Origin of the sequence: Eoetvoesiella sp. (assembly GCF_035555955.1) — a bacterium.
Taxonomy (GTDB): domain Bacteria; phylum Pseudomonadota; class Gammaproteobacteria; order Burkholderiales; family Burkholderiaceae_B; genus Eoetvoesia.
Genome location: NZ_DATMGA010000023.1, coordinates 11,991 through 28,222, shown reverse-complemented (window position 1 = coordinate 28,222; position 16,232 = coordinate 11,991). Strand labels below are relative to the sequence as shown.

The 16,232-nt window shown below is 63.6% G+C and carries 11 protein-coding genes; 6 read left to right on the top strand and 5 right to left on the bottom strand.

Features of this window, described 5'->3' with window-relative positions:
• Positions 1-22: 22 nt before the first annotated feature.
• Positions 23-3,547, bottom strand: coding sequence for a chromosome segregation protein SMC (gene smc, locus VNT00_RS07170; RefSeq protein ID WP_325585928.1), 3,525 nt, complete (start codon positions 3,545-3,547; stop codon positions 23-25).
• A 276-nt stretch (positions 3,548-3,823) separates the two neighbouring features.
• Between smc and lplT the strand changes: the two genes are divergently transcribed.
• Complete coding sequence (gene lplT, locus VNT00_RS07165) at positions 3,824-5,128, top strand: lysophospholipid transporter LplT (RefSeq protein ID WP_325585926.1); 1,305 nt, start codon at positions 3,824-3,826, stop codon at positions 5,126-5,128.
• Here the strand turns inward: lplT and VNT00_RS07160 are convergent.
• Both VNT00_RS07160 and tsaB read right to left on the bottom strand, forming a co-directional pair.
• On the bottom strand, positions 5,120-5,995 hold the full coding sequence (locus tag VNT00_RS07160) for a uracil-DNA glycosylase (RefSeq protein ID WP_325585924.1): 876 nt from the start codon (positions 5,993-5,995) through the stop codon (positions 5,120-5,122). The two genes, lplT and VNT00_RS07160, sit on opposite strands and share 9 nt — an antisense overlap.
• Before the next feature lie 58 nt (positions 5,996-6,053).
• A complete protein-coding gene (tsaB, locus tag VNT00_RS07155; RefSeq protein WP_325585922.1) occupies positions 6,054-7,340 on the bottom strand; it encodes a tRNA (adenosine(37)-N6)-threonylcarbamoyltransferase complex dimerization subunit type 1 TsaB in 1,287 nt (428 codons plus the stop codon).
• A gap of 472 nt (positions 7,341-7,812) precedes the next feature.
• On the opposite strand from tsaB, the gene risA reads away from it, so the two are divergent.
• From risA to VNT00_RS07140, 3 genes are all read left to right on the top strand, one after another.
• Positions 7,813-8,547: a response regulator transcription factor RisA gene (risA, locus tag VNT00_RS07150; protein ID WP_113931762.1), complete on the top strand. Its 735-nt coding sequence runs from the start codon at positions 7,813-7,815 to the stop codon at positions 8,545-8,547.
• A gap of 34 nt (positions 8,548-8,581) precedes the next feature.
• Positions 8,582-9,949: a sensor histidine kinase gene (locus VNT00_RS07145; protein WP_325585919.1), complete on the top strand. Its 1,368-nt coding sequence runs from the start codon at positions 8,582-8,584 to the stop codon at positions 9,947-9,949.
• A gap of 81 nt (positions 9,950-10,030) precedes the next feature.
• Positions 10,031-10,579 carry a peroxiredoxin gene (locus VNT00_RS07140; RefSeq protein WP_325585917.1) on the top strand — a complete coding sequence of 183 codons (549 nt, stop codon included), beginning with the start codon at positions 10,031-10,033 and terminating at the stop codon, positions 10,577-10,579.
• Between the two features lie 3 nt (positions 10,580-10,582).
• On the opposite strand, the gene ispF is transcribed toward VNT00_RS07140, so the two are convergent.
• The gene (gene ispF, locus VNT00_RS07135) at positions 10,583-11,068 is read right to left on the bottom strand and encodes a 2-C-methyl-D-erythritol 2,4-cyclodiphosphate synthase (RefSeq protein ID WP_325585916.1); all 486 of its coding nucleotides are present in this window, start codon (positions 11,066-11,068) and stop codon (positions 10,583-10,585) included.
• Positions 11,065-11,793: a 2-C-methyl-D-erythritol 4-phosphate cytidylyltransferase gene (ispD, locus tag VNT00_RS07130; protein WP_325585914.1), complete on the bottom strand. Its 729-nt coding sequence runs from the start codon at positions 11,791-11,793 to the stop codon at positions 11,065-11,067. Before ispD ends, ispF begins: the two co-directional genes overlap by 4 nt.
• Positions 11,794-11,822: 29 nt before the next feature.
• On the opposite strand from ispD, the gene mfd reads away from it, so the two are divergent.
• Both mfd and serB read left to right on the top strand, forming a co-directional pair.
• Complete coding sequence (gene mfd / locus VNT00_RS07125) at positions 11,823-15,320, top strand: transcription-repair coupling factor (RefSeq protein ID WP_414650904.1); 3,498 nt, start codon at positions 11,823-11,825, stop codon at positions 15,318-15,320.
• Positions 15,321-15,348: 28 nt separating this feature from the next.
• Positions 15,349-16,194, top strand: a complete 846-nt coding sequence (serB, locus tag VNT00_RS07120; protein ID WP_325585910.1) for a phosphoserine phosphatase SerB — start codon at positions 15,349-15,351, stop codon at positions 16,192-16,194.
• Positions 16,195-16,232: the final 38 nt, after the last annotated feature.

Genomic DNA, 16,232 nt, shown 5'->3' with positions numbered 1-16,232 from the left:
ACGATACGTTAACCCTTTTTGCCTACACTTCGGCCAATTGCATGGCGGAATCGATATCCACCGCGACAATGCGCGACACGCCCTGCTCCTGCATGGTCACGCCAACCAGTTGCTTGGCCATCTGCATGGCAATTTTATTGTGGGAAATAAATAAAAACTGCGTCTGGTCGCTCATGTTGGCCACCAGATTGGCATAGCGCTCGGTGTTGGCGTCGTCCAGCGGCGCGTCGACCTCGTCAAGCAGGCAGAACGGCGCCGGATTGAGCTTGAACAACGCAAACACCAGGGCCGTGGCGGTAAGCGCTTTTTCCCCGCCCGACAACAAATGGATGGTGCTGTTGCGCTTGCCGGGCGGCTGCGCCATGACCTGCACCCCTGCATCCAGGATTTCTTCGCCGGTGATCACCAGCCTGGCCTCGCCCCCGCCGAACAACCTGGGGAAAAGCTCGCCGAAATGCCCGTTTACCGTGTTGAAGGTTTCCTGCAGCAACTCGCGCGTTTCGCGATCGATCTTGCGGATGGCGTCTTCCAGGGTTTCGATGGCGCTGCATAGGTCCTGGTATTGCGAATCCAGGAAGCCCTTGCGTTCGCGCCCCGCGTTCAGTTCGTCGAGCGCCGCAAGGTTCACCGACCCCAGGCTGTCGATCTGGCGTGAAATGCGCTGCACTTCGGACTGCAGCCAGTTGACGCGGCGCCATTCCTCGGGACGGTCGTTCAACAAGGCCTGAAGCGAAGCGCGATCGACCTGGGCGGCGTCAAGCTGTTCGGAAAACTGCTCGACCGCCAGACGCGCAGCCTGCTCCTGCAGTTGCAGCTCGGTGATGCGCGCGCGGCGCGGTTCCAGCGTGCGTTCGAGCGTCACGCGCTCTTCGTCGGCGGTGCGCAACAGGGCGGCAAGATTGTCCAGCTCGATGCGCGCCCGGTTCAACGCCTCTTCGCGTTCGGCGCGCTGCTCGAGGGCATCCTGCAAGCCAGCCTGCGCCGCCGAGGCATCCAGTTCGAAAAGCTCGCCCTGCAGGCCTTCGAGTTCGTCGCCGGCGCGCCGGGCTTGTTCGGAAGCCAGCTGCAGGTTGCGGTTCAGGTCGGCCTTGCGGTTCTGCAGCGCCTTTTCGGCGAAATCCGATTCGTGCACCGCCCGCTCCAGCTCACGCAGTCGCAAACGGGCCTGTTCGGTTTTTTCGGCCAGATCCTCGCCGGAAAGCTGCGCGTCGGAAAACCGCGATTGATGCTCGGCAAGCTCGAGGTCCAGCGCCTCGAAACGCGCCTCGGCCTCTTCGCGGCTGGCGCGCTGCTCTTCGGACTGCGCCGCGATTTCGGCTAGCTCCTGGTGAATGCGGGCCGCGCGCTCGCCCGACTGCTGGGCTTGCTGCTGCAGGCGGGAATGCTCGAGTTGCACATCGTGCAGCCGCCGGGTAAGTTCGGAAACCCGCAGCCTGGCCGGCGCCATGGCCTGCGAAACCTGCTGCCAGGAGGCCTCGGCGCGCGCGACCGCGGCCAGCGTCTGATCGGCGATAAGCTGCTTGGCCTTGATTTCGCGCTGCAGGTTCTGGATTTCCTGCTGCCGGGCCAGCAGGCCCGCCTGCTCGGAATCGGGTGCGTAGAAACGCACGCTGTGCTTGTCGACCAGATGCCCCTCTTTGACGACAAACACGGCCGTGGCCGGCAAATCGCCGCGCCCCGCCAGGGCGGCGGTGACATCCTTGGCCACATAGACGTCGCGCAGCCATTCATTGAGCAAGGTGCGCAAATCCGGGTCGGTAATACGCAACAGCGAAGAAAGCGAGGTTTGGTCCTGCAGGACGGGAAGCGCCGGCGCCGCGGGCGGCAACTGGTAAAAAGCCAGCCGGGCCGGCGGCGCGTCGGCCGCAAAAGCCCTGGCATGCTCGAGTTGGCGAACCTCCAGGGCGGCCATGCGTTCACGCAGCACGGCTTCCAGCGCGGTTTCCCAGCCCGGCTCCACATGCAGCTTTTGCCACAAACGCCCCAGGGAGGTCAGCTCGTGCTTGTCCAGCCAGGGCTGCAAAGCCCCTTGTTTCTGCACGTCTTCCTGCAGTTTGGAAAGCGCCGACAGCCGGGCCTCGAGCCGTGCCACTTCCTGGGCGTCCTGATGCGCCGCCGATTGCGACTCGCGGCGCGCGGCGTCCAGCTCGGGCAGACGCTCTTCGAGCTCGGCCAATTGGCCCTGGGCCTCTTCGGCCTGCTGCTCCAGGACGGCACGCTCGCCTGTCAGCCGCTCGAGATTGGCTGGATCGGGCGCATTCAGTTCGCGCAGTTCCTGCTCGAGGCGCTCGTGGCGCTGCGTAAGCGCCGCAATCTGCCGGTCGGCATCGCGCTGCGCCTGGGCCGCCAGGGCCAGGTTCTGCTCGACGCGCGCCAGGGCGCCGCGCATTTCATCGCGAGACGCTCCTGCAGCGCGCACACGCGCCTCCATTTCGGGCAGGCTGCTTGCGGCCTCATCGGCTCGCGCCCGAGCCTCTTCGGTGCGAACGGCGGCCATTTCCAGCTCGGCCTCGGTTTGAGCCAGTTGCTCGGTGCAATGAGCCTGCTGATCGGCCCATTCCTGCATCTGGCTTTGCAACTGGTTGCGGCGCGCCTGCACGCGATTGCGCGAATCGACCACATGGCGTATTTCGGCTTCGAGCCGGCTTACCAAGGCGCCGGCCTCGAACAACTGGCCCTGGGCGGCGTGCACGGCGTCGGCCGCCTCGAAATGCGCCTGGCGCCTGGATTCGAGCGCCGACTCGCCCGCGCGCAAGCCCGCCATGGCCGCCTCGAGCTCGGTCTGGGCCTGCTCTATGGCCAGGAACTTGGCTTTCTGTTCGTCGCGGGCATTGTTTTCCTTCAGCAACCAAAGCACTTGCTGCTTTTGCTCGCCCTCTTCCTGCAAGCCGCGATACCGGCCCGCCACTTCGGCCTGCGCCTCGAGCTTTTCCAGCTGCGTATTCAGTTCGCGCATGATGTCTTCGACGCGCGTCAGGTTTTCCCGGGTATCGGACAGGCGGTTCTCGGTTTCGCGACGCCTTTCCTTGTAGCGCGACACGCCGGCGGCCTCCTCGAGGAACACCCTGAGCTCCTCGGGCCGGGCCTCGATGAGGCGGTTGATCATGCCTTGGCCGATGATGGCGTAGCCGCGAGCGCCCAGGCCGGTGCCCAGGAAAATATCGTGAATGTCGCGCCGCCGCACCTGCTGGTTGTTGACGTAGTAGCTGCTGGTGCCGTCGCGCGTAAGCACCCGCCTTACGGCGATTTCGGAATAGGTGCTCCACTGGCCCACGGCGCGGCCTTCGGAATTGTCGAACACCAGTTCGACCGATGCCCTGGCAGCCTGCTTGCGATTGCCCGAGCCGTTGAAGATGACGTCCTGCATGGATTCGCCACGCAGTTCCGAAGCCTTGGTTTCGCCCAGCACCCAGCGCACGGCGTCGATGATGTTCGACTTTCCGCAGCCGTTGGGCCCCACGACGCCAACCAATTGGCTGGGCGTGGGGATGACCGTTGGCTCAACAAACGATTTAAAACCAGCCAGTTTTATTTGAGTCAGACGCACAATTGGGAACGATAAGTGAGCAAAAAAAGACTGTGGGACGGCTTTGGCGCCATAAGCTCGAAAGCGGCGCCCGCCGGCAAAAAACCCCGAGCGCCCGAAGCCGCGCGGAAACTGTTTCGTATGATAACGCAGGACGAGGGCTATCCCCAGGGAACTCTCGCACAGCCGCTGTTTACCGAATAATTTCGATACGATCGTAAACCTGACGCTATACTCACTAACTGTTTTTATTATTTTTACGCATTTCCCGACCACTTCCACTCCAGAGACTGACGATTGAAAAAAGGCTTCTATCTCGTAATGACAGCGCAAGCGCTTTCATCTCTGGCAGACAACGCATTGCTTATCGCAGCCATCGCCTTGATCGCGGACTCCAGCGGCCCCGACTGGATGGTACCCATGATGAAGTGGTGGTTCGCCCTGGCCTATGTCGTCCTGGCCGCGTTCGTGGGGGCCTTCGCCGACTCCTTCCCCAAGGGGCGGGTCATGTTCGCCACCAATGCCATCAAGCTGGCCGGCTGTATTCTCATGTTCACCGCGCAGATGCTGTCCAAGAACAACGACATGCAGCTCATTCAGATATTCGTCGCCTATACCCTAGTGGGCATCGGAGCCGCGGCCTACTCTCCCGCAAAATACGGCATCGTCACCGAAATGCTGCCGCCCGATCAACTGGTCAAGGGCAATAGCTGGATCGAGGGCCTGACCGTGCTGTCCATCATCCTGGGCACCGTGCTGGGCGGCGTCCTGATCAGCCCAAGCGTATCCGGCGTCCTGCTGGGCCACTCCTGGGTTAACGTGTTCGCGCAAAGCCGCACCGAAGCGGCCATACTCATCATCGGCATCGTCTACTTCGCGGCGGCGGCCTGCAACCTGCTCATTCCCGATACCGGGGTCAGCTACCCAAAGCAGCAGACCAACCCCATCAAGCTGGTCTCGGAGTTCGCCGGCTACGTGTCCATTCTCTGGAGGGACAAGCTGGGGCAGATTTCGCTGGCGGTCACCACCCTGTTCTGGGGAGCCGGCGCCACGCTGCAGCTCATCGTCATCGAATGGGGCTCGCATCACCTGGGCCTGCCGCTGGAACGCTCTTCCATACTGATGGGCATCGCGGCCGTCGGCACGGTGGTGGGCTCCATCTGCGCAGGCAAGATTCCGCTTAAAAAGGCCCTGGCGGTGCTTCCACTTGGGGTCGTCATGGGCTTCACGGTGCTGCTCATGCCTTACGTCTACTCGCCCTGGGCGGTATACGGCGTCCTGCTGCTGGTCGGGGCGCTTTCGGGCTTCTTCGTCGTGCCCATGAACGCCCTGCTGCAGCATCGCGGCCATGTCCTGCTTTCGGCCGGGCATTCCATTGCCGTGCAGAACTTCAACGAGCAATTGAACATCCTGCTCATGCTGGCGCTGTACAGCCTGATGCTTTGGTTCAGCATCCCCATCAACACCATCATCGTATTCTTCGGCCTGCTGGTTGCCCTGCTGATGCTGCTGTTCATGCGCTGGAGCCACCGCAACATCAAGACCGATCCGTCGCTGCTGCGGCAAATAGGCCAGCACGGCCACGGGCAGGCCCTACACTGAGCGGGCCAGATTCAGGTCGCGCCAGGCATTGGCCTTGTGCCGCGTCCGCGACAGCAGCGATGCCGGGTGATACGTAGCCACCACCGGAATCCGCTGGCCGTCCTCGGCCTGCAGCCAATGCACCTGGCCACGCAATTGCTCCAGGTCGGAGGACTCGCTTAGCAGCGCCTGGGCCGCCAGCCATCCCAGGGCCAGGATGCGCCGCGGCTTGAGCATGGCGATCTGCCTTTGCAAATAGGGCCGGCACGCGGCGATTTCCTCGGGCTTGGGCGTGCGGTTGCCGCGCGGACGGCACTTGATGAGATTGGTATAGAAGACCGGGGTTTCAGGCCCCACGCCGGCCGCCCGCAGCATGGCGCCCAGCAACTCGCCCGCCTTGCCCTGAAACGGCTGGCCCAGGCGATCGTCGCGATCGCCGGGAGCCTCGCCGATAATCATCCAGTCAACCGCTTCGGTGGCGCCCGAGCCAAACACCGTCTGGCTGCGGCCCGTATGCAATGAACACGCCTCGCAAGCCGCAACGTGGTCCTGGAGCGCCTGCCAATCAAGCGGCAAAGGCCCGGAGGAACCCACGCCCGCGGGCGCTTTGGCAAGCTTGCGCGCCGCCGGCGCCGCGGCGGGCGGACGAGCGGCCCCGCTGGCCGGATCGGGCCGCGCCGCGCCGGCAGCGGCGGACTGCCCCGCCAAGAGCTCCGCCGCCGGGCGCAATCCTTCAGCGGATGCCCGGCGGGCCTGAGGCCCCTGGGCCGACACGGCTGGCGCAGCGGCGGAAACATCCTCGGCGCGCCGCGCATACGGCTGCAACTGGCGCCGGTCCATGCCGATTTCCTGCAGCCAGGCAAGCTGAACGGGAGTCAGTTGCACCATGGGATGGCCGCCGGCAGTGAAGAGCCCCGGCCCAAGGGCCGGACGTTTTGGCGTGTGGTCATGATTCCCTCTCATCCGGCGCCTTCAGGGGCCGCTCCATGACCCAGGCATCTTCGCGCTCGCCCTTGCCGGTGGGGTAATACCCCTTGCGCGTGCCCGTATGCACAAACCCCCGGTTGCGGTAGAAAGCCACGGCCTGTTCATTGGAAGGCCGCACCTCGAGCATCAGCGCCGGCAGATCCCGCCGCAAGGTTTCCTGTTCACAATGGCGCAACAGGGCATAGCCGACCCCCTTGCGCTGGGCATCGGGACTGACGGCAATGAGCAGCAAATGCGCGATATCCGGGGCGAACAGTACCAGGCTGAACCCCACCACCCGCTCGCCCTGGCGTGCCACCCAGGCGCCGTACCCCGCCTCGAGCGCATCGCGGAAATTGCCCAGCGTCCAGGGAAACGCCTGGACACTGGCCTCGATGGCCGCCGAAGCCTGCAAGTCGGCGGCCTGCATGGGTTCGATGACGACAGGAGCCTGGGCCCTGGGATTGCCGCCCAGCCCGCGCTCGCGCTCGGCCACCGTATAGGCTACTTTGTCGCGCACGTACAGCGGCGCCGCCTGATCGGGCGGAATAAATTCGCCTCGCATCCAGGCCCCGTACGCCAAGCGAACGACCCCTTCGGCCGTGGCCCGCTGGACATTGCCCCAGCGGATGCTGCGGGGCGAGGCGGCGCCGGCGTCTCCCAGGGCGGCCAGCACCGGATACGCGGCAAGCGCATCTCCCAACAGGCGGATATGCCCTGAAAAACCATCGGCGCCCGCCGATGAAGAGACCATTGCCGGTTCGTGATGCAATTCCCGCATCAACTGCGCCAACCAGGCAGCCGCATCCTGCACATTGAGCAGCACGGCCTCGCGCACCGCTTGCCAGGCCGGCTCACCCGTCGGCGCCGGACGGTAGGCGGCGGCATAAAGCTCGTTCATGCGCGCATCCTGCAACACGACGCGCACCGCGTCGCCAGGTTGGTCCTGCTCGGCCACCGCCAGCAGGGAAGGCACCGGAATGATCGGCAGACTCAAGGCATAGGCAATACCCTGCGCCACGCCGCACGCCACCCGCAAGCCCGTAAATCCCCCCGGCCCCTGCCCGAAGGCAATGGCATTGAGTTGCGTACGGACGATGCCCGCCTCTTCCAGCAGGGCGTCCACCATGGGAAGCAGGCGCTCGGCGTGTTCTCCGGTCGCATCGTGCCCCATGGAGCGCACCTGCAACTGCCCTTCACAGGCCGAAAGCAAGGCGACGCCGCACAGGCTGGACGAGGTTTCCAGCGCAAGAATATGTAGATCCATGGGCGACATTTTACGCAAGGAACCCCCTGAACCCGACAATGCGGGAAAAATCGAGGCAAAAAAGAAAATACGGCCCAAAACAGCATGAATCCACGCCGGTCTCGTGCGGCATTTTGGGTACCCGAATTGCAAAAATCGCAGATACACTTTTACATCTGGTGCATTGTGCGGGGCATGCGGAGGCGTTTCGCGGGCCGTTTCACCCACCCCCGGCGGCCTGTTTGCCAGCCGGAGCCATAAAGCAAAATAACGGGATTTTGACGAGGCGTTATGGGCTGTTTGGCGGAATTGATAAAAATTTCTATCGAATTTACATATGTAATGATAAGCTAGTCAGGTAGGTAATCAGGTTGAATCGACAGGCGTTTGCATTGATTGACAACTGTAAAAGGCATTCTACCAAACGCTTAATATGTAATATCTTGCTACCCGCCCCTTCACGGGCCTTCTCGTCCCTGTTACATTTTCAGCCATGAACACACAAAACCAATCCCTGACACGCAAAATCCTTGTCGTCGACGACGACCCCAGGCTGCGCGACCTGCTGCGCCGCTACCTGTCGGAGCAAGGATTTAACGTCTTCGTTGCCGAAGACGCGAAAGAAATGGGCAAAATCTGGCAGCGTGAACACTTCGACCTGCTGGTGCTCGACCTGATGCTGCCCGGTGAAGACGGGCTATCCATCTGTCGGCGCTTGCGCGGCGGGCACGACAACACCCCCATCATCATGCTTACCGCCAAGGCCGAGGAAATCGACCGCATCGTCGGTCTCGAAATGGGCGCGGACGATTACCTTTCCAAACCGTTCAATCCCCGCGAACTGCTCGCCCGGGTCAACGCCATCCTGCGCCGACGCGGCACCGAAGAACACCCCGGCGCCCCCAGCCAGGAAAACGAATCCATCGAGTTCGGGCCTTACGTGCTCAATCTGTCCACGCGCACGCTTACCCGCAACGACGAACAGGTTCCCATCACCACCGGCGAATTCTCCGTACTCAAGGTGTTCGCGCGCCACCCCAAAATCCCGCTGTCCCGCGACAAGCTCATGGAACTGGCCAGAGGGCGCGAATACGAAGCCTTCGACCGCAGCCTGGACGTACAGATCTCCCGATTGCGCAAACTCATCGAGCCCAATCCCTCGAAGCCCGTATTCATTCAAACCGTCTGGGGGCTGGGGTATGTCTTCGTCCCGGACGGCGGCCGATAACACTTTCCTGGAAGCCTCGCTCCGGCAAGTTTAAATGTCGCTTCTTCCGCAGCACTTCAGCCGGATAACCGCCCGGCTCAAGCTAGGGCTTTTCAGCCGTTCCTTCCTGCTGCTGGCCGCGCTCATGCTGGTCAGCCTGGGGGCATGGCTGCAAGTCTTCTTCAGCATGGAAGAAGGGCCGCGCGCCATACAAATGGCGCAACGGGTCACGACCTCGGTCAGCATCACGCGGTCGGCGCTTATTTATGCCCCGCCCAGCGTGCGCCCCGCCCTCATGCTCGACCTGGCCACCAAGGAAAGCCTGCGGGTCCAGCCGCGTGAACCCACCGACACGCTGGAGCCGCTGCCCAATTCCAATTACTGGAACCATGTCGCGGCCGAAATCAAGAAGCGGCAGGGCGCCAACACCCAGGTCATGTGGGCGGTCAACCGCACGCCGGGCATCTGGGTCAGCTTCGACATCAACCGCGACCATTACTGGCTGGTCTTCGACCGCGAGCAACTGGGGCTGACCGCGGGCATCGAATGGTTCAGTTGGGGCGCCACCGCCCTGCTTCTGGCCCTCATCGGGTCGGCAATCAGCGTGCGCTTCGTCAACCGCCCCCTGGCTCAACTGGCCAAGGTGGCGCAGCAGCTCGCCCGCGGCGAAACCCCCTCGCCCCTGCCCGAAAAAGGCCCGCTGGAAATACGCGACATGAATATCGCCTTCAACCGCATGGCGCGCGACCTGCGGCAAACCGAAGCCGACCGGGAAATCATGCTCGCGGGGATCTCGCACGACCTGCGCACCCCCCTGGCCCGCATGCGCCTGGAGATCGAAATGAGCTCCATCAGCGACGAAGCCCGCCAGGCCATCGACGACGACCTGGGCCAGATCAACCACAGCATCGGCCAGCTCATGGAGTACGCCCGGCCGGCGGGCGTGGTGCCCGACCAGGGCATCAATGTTTCCCGGGTCCTGCACGATCTCTTCGAACGCGAGCGTTCGCATACCGAGTCGCTGGGCGGCCACCTTACCGCTGCCCTGGCGCCCAACCTGTATGCCCGCATCACGGCGCACGATCTCAAGCGCGTGGTCAGCAACCTCATCGAAAACGCCCGCCGCTACGGCTGCTCGCCCGCCGACGACAGCGTCTACATCAACCTGTCCGCCCGCCTTGAAGGCAACATCGTCGCCATCGAAGTCACGGACCAGGGGGCCGGCATCGCCGAGTCGGACATCGAACGCCTGCTGCGGCCGTTCTCGCGGGGGGAGTCCGCCCGCACCGGCGTAAGCGGAGCCGGCCTGGGCCTGGCCATCGTCGAACGCCTGCTGGGCCAGGTCGGGGGGCAGCTGAAGCTGCTTTCACGCCCTTCGGGCGGCCTCATCGCCCGCATAGAGCTCCCCCGCAGCAAAGGCTGAAGCCCGACCACGGCGGGCTGGATCCAATGGCATAATGTAATCACACAAACAGAACATGCCATTCGCGATTCAGGAGTTCATATGAAAACGGTAGGCGACAAACTCGAACCCTTCAAGATCATCGGCGTCAAGCCCGGGTTCACGCAACACGAAGAAAAAGGCGTGTCGGCGTTCGAGGACATCACCGAAAGCTCCTTCCCCGGAAAATGGAAGGTCATTTATTTCTATCCCAAGGACTTCACCTTCGTGTGCCCCACCGAAATCGTGGGCTTCAACGAACTGTCCGAACAATTCGAAGAGCGCGACGCCGTCCTCATGGGCGGGTCGTCCGACAACGAATACGTCAAGCTGGCCTGGCGCCGGGCGCAACCGGACCTCGAAAAACTGTCTCACTATCAGTTTTCCGACACCAGCGGCTCGCTGATCGATCAACTGGGCATCCGCGACCGCAACGAAGGTGTCGCGCTGCGCGCCACCTTCGTGGTGGACCCCGACAACGTCATCCAGCACGTATCGGTCAATACCGCCAACGTGGGGCGCAGCCCCGAAGAGACCCTGCGCATCCTGGACGGCCTGCAGACCGACGGGCTTTGCGCCTGCAACCGCAAGCTGGGCGGCGCTACGCTTTAACCGCTAGGCTTTCACCAGCAAGGCCACCACGGTGGCCGCTATGCCTTCCTTGCGGCCCAGGTAACCCAAGCCTTCGTTGGTCTTGGCCTTGATGTTCACCTGGCTTTCGTCCACGTCCAGATCGGACGCGATATTCGCCACCATGGCCTTGGCATAAGGGCTGATTCTGGGCGCCTGGGCATGTATCGTGGCATCGATGTTGCCCACAGCCCAGCCCGCATCCATGACCTTCCGGCAGGCCTGCCGCAGCAATTCACGGCTATCGGCATCTTTATACGCAGGGTCGGTATCGGGAAAATGCCGCCCTATGTCGCCCAGGCCCGCCGCACCCAGCAACGCATCGGTCACCGCATGCAACAAAGCATCCGCATCCGAATGCCCCAACAGGCCGTGGGTATGGGGAATGGACACCCCGCCCAACACCAAGCGCCGCCCTTCAATCAAGGCGTGCACGTCAAAACCCTGCCCCACGCGGAACGGAATGCTCATAGCCATTTTTCCATCAGTTCGAAATCTTCGGGCCATGTTACCTTGAAATTCCGGGCCGAGCCGGGCACCAGACGGGGGTGATGCCCGGCCAGTTCCATGGCGGAAGCCTCGTCGGTAATGGCCGCGTGCCTTGCCCCAGCATCGCGCAGCGCATCCCGCAGCAAGCCGGCCGGAAACATCTGTGGGGTCTGGGCCAGCCACAGCGCATCGCGCGGCACAGTGGCCCGCACGAAAAACCGGCCGGCCGCCTCGACGCCGGCGGTATCGGTTCCCGCCCGCTTGACGGTATCGGCAACAGGCTGGGCCAGCAGGCCTCCCACGCCGTCCTCCAGGCAAGCATCGAGGAGCCGCGCCAAGGCATCCGGCGGCAGGCCGGGGCGGGCGGCATCGTGCACCAGAACCCAGTCATCGGCCTGCAGCGATGCCTCCTGCAAGGCCGCCGCCACGGTATCCGCGCGGCCGGGCCCGCCGCAGGGGCGCCACACCGTGCGCGGCAAGCCGGCCAGAGCCTGTTCCGCCCAGCCATCCCCCGGCGCAACCGCTACCCGCACCTGCTCGACGCGCGCATCGGCCAGCAAGGCCTTGACCGCCAGGCGCAGCATGGGCTCGCCGCGAATCAGGCGATATTGCTTGGGCAGCGCCTGCCCAGCGGCATCGGCGGCGCCGGCATGGGCACGCTGGCCGATGCCGGCGGCGGGAACAATGGCAATGATTTTCTGTGTCATGGAAAAGAGATTTTATAATGACAAACCAAATGGCTTCAGACACTGCTCCCCCTCCTTTGCTTCCCTCGACACCATCCCTGATTCGGGCCCTGAAACCCGGGCTTCGATATACCGTGCCATGCCCCCCCGGATCCGGCGATGCCTGGCTGCTGGCGGATCTGGCGCGCCGCGCCGGCCGAACCGTGGTCCTGCTATGCGCCGATCCGCTGGCGGCGCAACGCATGGCCGAAGAAATCCGGCTGTTCGCGCCGGAACTGCGGGTAAGGCAATTGCCCGATTGGGAAACCCTGCCCTACGACAGTTTTTCACCGCACCAGGACCTTATCTCGGAACGCCTGCACACCTTGCATGCCCTCATGCAAAAAAGCGTTGACGTGCTGACAGTACCCGTCACCACCGCGTTGTACAGGCTCGCCCCCCCGTCGTTCCTGGCCGCCTACACCTTTTCGTTCAGGCAGGGCGACAAGCTCGACGAAGAAGCCCTCAGGCAGCAGCTCACCCTGGCCAACTACACCCATGTCACCCAGGTCACGGCGCCGGGCGAGTTCTGCATCCGCGGCGGCCTGATCGACTTCTTCCCCATGGGTTCGGCCCTGCCCTACCGGCTCGACCTGTTCGACGACGAAATCGAATCCATACGCAGTTTCGACATCGACACCCAACGCAGCCTGTATCCCGTCAAGGAAGTCCAGCTTCTGCCCGGCCGCGAATTTCCCATGGACGAAGCGGCGCGCAACCATTTCCGCGCCCGCTTCCGGGAAGTCTTCGAAGGCGACCCATCGCGCGCCCTGCCCTACAAGGATATCGGCTCGGGCATTGCCTTTGCCGGGGTCGAATATTACTTGCCGCTGTTCTTCGACCAGACCGCAACGCTGTTCGACTACCTGACGGAGCAAACGCTCACCGTCACACTGGGCGATCTTGAAGAAACCATGCGGCGTTTCGCCCAGGACACGCACAGCCGCCACCAATTCCTGAAAGCCGATCGAGAGCGCCCCGTACTGCCGCCCGAGGCGCTTTTTCTGGACGCCGAAACGTTTTATCTGCATCTGAAGAATTTCGAGCGGCTGGCCCTCGTTCCCGAAGGGGCGCATCCCGATTTCGCCAGGGCGCCGGACGTTGCCGTGGCGCGGCGCGCCGACGACCCCGTCGCCAGGCTGCGTTCCTTGCTGGCACAAGCCACGGGGCGCGTCGCCCTTTGCGCCGATTCGCCCGGGCGCCGCGAGACCCTGCTGCTCATGCTGAGCGAATACGGCATTGCACCGGACGCACAGTTCGACACGCTGCACGAATTCCTGCAGTCGGACTGCCGGTTCGGGCTGGCCGTTGCGCCCCTGGACACTGGTTTCGGCCTGGCTCAGGGCGCGCTTACACTGCTGACCGAGAACGACCTGTACCCCAGCCAGGCCGGCCCGGCGCGGCGCAGAAGACAGGCACAAGCGGCCGGCAGCGACGTCGAAGCCATGGTGCGCGACCTATCCGAGCTGCGCGAGGGCGACCCCATCGTCCATACGCAACACGGCATAGGCCGCTACTGCGGCCTGGTCGACATGGACCTCGGCGACGGCGTCATGGAATTCCTGCATCTGGAATACGCCAACAACAGCACGCTGTACGTGCCCGTCGCGCAACTGCACGTCATTGCGCGCTACAGCGGCGCCGATCCCGAGCACGCCCCGCTGCATCAGCTCGGCTCCGGCCAATGGGACAAAGCCCGGCGCAAGGCAGCCAAACAAGTGCGCGACGCCGCCGCCGAACTGCTGGCCCTGTATGCGCTGCGCGCAGCCCGCGAAGGCTATTCGTTCAAGCTACCGCTCAACGACTACCAGGCTTTCGTCGAAGGCTTCGGCTTCGACGAAACGCCGGACCAGGCAGCGGCCATCGAGGCCGTCATCGGCGACATGACGTCGGGCCGCCCCATGGACAGGCTGGTGTGCGGCGACGTGGGATTCGGCAAGACCGAAGTCGCGCTGCGCGCCGCCTTCCTGGCGGTCGCCAACAACAAGCAGGTGGCCATACTGTGCCCCACCACCCTATTGGCCGAACAGCACGCCCAGACCTTTGCCGACCGCTTCGCGGACTGGCCCGTCAAGGTCGTGGAGCTGTCGCGCTTTCGCTCCTCCAAGGAAATCGCCGCCGCCATCGAGGGCCTCAATGACGGCCGCGTCGATATTGTCATCGGCACGCACAAAATCCTGTCCAAGGACGTCAAGTTCAAGCGCCTGGGCCTGGTCATCATCGACGAGGAGCATCGCTTCGGCGTACGCCAGAAGGAAGCCCTCAAGGCCCTGCGCGCCGAAGTCGACGTCCTGACCCTTACCGCCACTCCCATCCCCCGCACGCTGGGCATGTCGCTGGAAGGCATCCGCGATTTCTCGGTCATCGCCACCGCGCCGCAAAAACGGCTGGCCATCAAAACCTTCGTACGGCGCGAGGACGGCAGCACCATCCGCGAAGCCCTGCTGCGCGAGCTCAAGCGCGGCGGCCAGGTGTACTTCCTGCACAACGAAGTCGAAACCATCCACAACCGCCGCGCCCGCCTGGAAGAACTGGTGCCGGAAGCCCGCATCGCCGTCGCCCACGGCCAGATGCCGGAACGCGAGCTGGAAGAGGTCATGAAGGGCTTCTACCAGCAGCGCTACAACGTCCTGCTTTGCACCACCATCATCGAGACGGGCATCGACGTGCCCACCGCCAACACCATCGTCATACACCGCGCCGACAGGCTGGGGCTGGCCCAGCTGCACCAACTGCGCGGCCGCGTCGGGCGCTCCCACCACCAGGCCTATGCCTACCTGCTGACGCCCGGCGAAGACGCCATCACCAGCAACGCCAAGAAACGCCTGGAAGCCATCCAGGCCATGGAGGAACTGGGCTCGGGCTTTTACCTGGCCATGCACGACCTGGAAATCCGCGGCACCGGCGAGGTGCTGGGCGAATCGCAGTCGGGCAATATCCACGAGATCGGCTTTTCCATGTATTCGGAGATGCTCAACACCGCGGTGCGCGCGCTCAAGGCCGGCGAGGAACCCGACCTGGACTCGCCCTTCACCGCGCTTTGCGAGGTCAACCTGCATGCCTCGGCCCTGTTGCCGGCGGACTACTGCCCCGACGTGCACGCGCGCCTGAGCTTCTATAAAAAGCTTTCGCACGCCGACAGCGAGGACGGCCTCATCGGCATACAGGAAGAGCTGATCGACCGCTACGGCAAACTGCCCGAAGCCGCCCAGAACCTGCTGGCCACGCACCGGCTGCGCCTGCATGCCGAACCGCTGGGCGTGATCAAGATCGACGCCAGCGAGGCGCAAGCCATGATCCAGTTCAACGCCAAGCCCAATGTGGATCCTTTGCGTATCATTCAGCTTATCCAGACCCGGCGCAACGTCAAGCTGGCCGGCCAGGACAAGATAAAGATAGACATCAAGCCTTCGGGCTCCGCCAAACAGGCGGCACCGAATGCACCGCAAGCCGCGCCCGTCAACGCCCGCATCGAGGCGGTGCGCGACGTGCTCAAGGCCCTGGCCTGATTTCATACATTTTCACACAGCCCATTCCATGACCCATCTCATCCTGCAATCGCCCAGCCTCAGCACCGAAAACACCGAGAACATCGCCGCCATCGCGCGGGCCGAGGGGGTGCAAAGCCTGGGCAGCACCGCTGCGCGGCTGCTCAATATCGACGACAGCGAGAAGGAAGAAGTCGCCCGCCAGTGCGACAGCCTCAACTTGGACTACGCTTTTCTGGATATCGTCCGTCGCCTGGGCGAGTGCAGGATCCTGGCCATGGACATGGATTCCACCCTGATCAATATCGAGTGCATCGACGAAATCGCCGACATGGCCGGCCGCAAGGCCCAGGTCGCGGCCATCACCGAAGCCGCGATGCGCGGCGAGATCACCGACTTTTCCGAAAGTCTGCGCCGGCGCGTAGCCTTGCTCGAAGGAGTGTCCGTGCAGGCCCTGGAACAGGTTTATGCCGAGCGGCTACGGCTCAACGCAGGCGCCGAGCCGCTGATCCAGGCCGCCAAAAAAGCCGGCCTGAAAATCATGCTGGTCTCGGGTGGATTCACGTTCTTCACCGACAAGCTCAAACAGAGGCTGAGCCTGGACGAAACGCACGCCAACGTGCTGGACGTTTCCGACGGCAAGCTCACCGGCAAGGTGCTGGGCGACATTGTCGATGCCCAGGGCAAGGCGGATCGCCTACAGGCGCTGGCGCAAGCCACCGGCGCGCAAAAGCACCAGATCATCGCCCTGGGCGACGGCGCCAACGACCTGAAGATGCTGGCGCTGGCGGGCTATTCCGTCGCCTACCGGGCCAAGCCGGTGGTGCGCGCGCAGGCACGCTTCGCCCTGAACGTCAGCGGGCTGGACGCGGTGCTTAACTGGTTCCGGGCATAGTACTATTCCAGCAGTAGCGCGATATTCCCATAATCAAG

Coding starts and splice junctions, on each gene's coding strand:
- VNT00_RS07160 (WP_325585924.1), bottom strand. CDS start 5,995: ATGGTGCAACTGACTCCCGTTCAGCTTGCCTGGCTGCAGGAAATCGGC.
- tsaB (WP_325585922.1), bottom strand. CDS start 7,340: ATGGATCTACATATTCTTGCGCTGGAAACCTCGTCCAGCCTGTGCGGC.
- risA (WP_113931762.1), top strand. CDS start 7,813: ATGAACACACAAAACCAATCCCTGACACGCAAAATCCTTGTCGTCGAC.
- VNT00_RS07145 (WP_325585919.1), top strand. CDS start 8,582: ATGTCGCTTCTTCCGCAGCACTTCAGCCGGATAACCGCCCGGCTCAAG.
- VNT00_RS07140 (WP_325585917.1), top strand. CDS start 10,031: ATGAAAACGGTAGGCGACAAACTCGAACCCTTCAAGATCATCGGCGTC.
- ispF (WP_325585916.1), bottom strand. CDS start 11,068: ATGAGCATTCCGTTCCGCGTGGGGCAGGGTTTTGACGTGCACGCCTTG.
- ispD (WP_325585914.1), bottom strand. CDS start 11,793: ATGACACAGAAAATCATTGCCATTGTTCCCGCCGCCGGCATCGGCCAG.
- mfd (WP_414650904.1), top strand. CDS start 11,823: ATGGCTTCAGACACTGCTCCCCCTCCTTTGCTTCCCTCGACACCATCC.
- serB (WP_325585910.1), top strand. CDS start 15,349: ATGACCCATCTCATCCTGCAATCGCCCAGCCTCAGCACCGAAAACACC.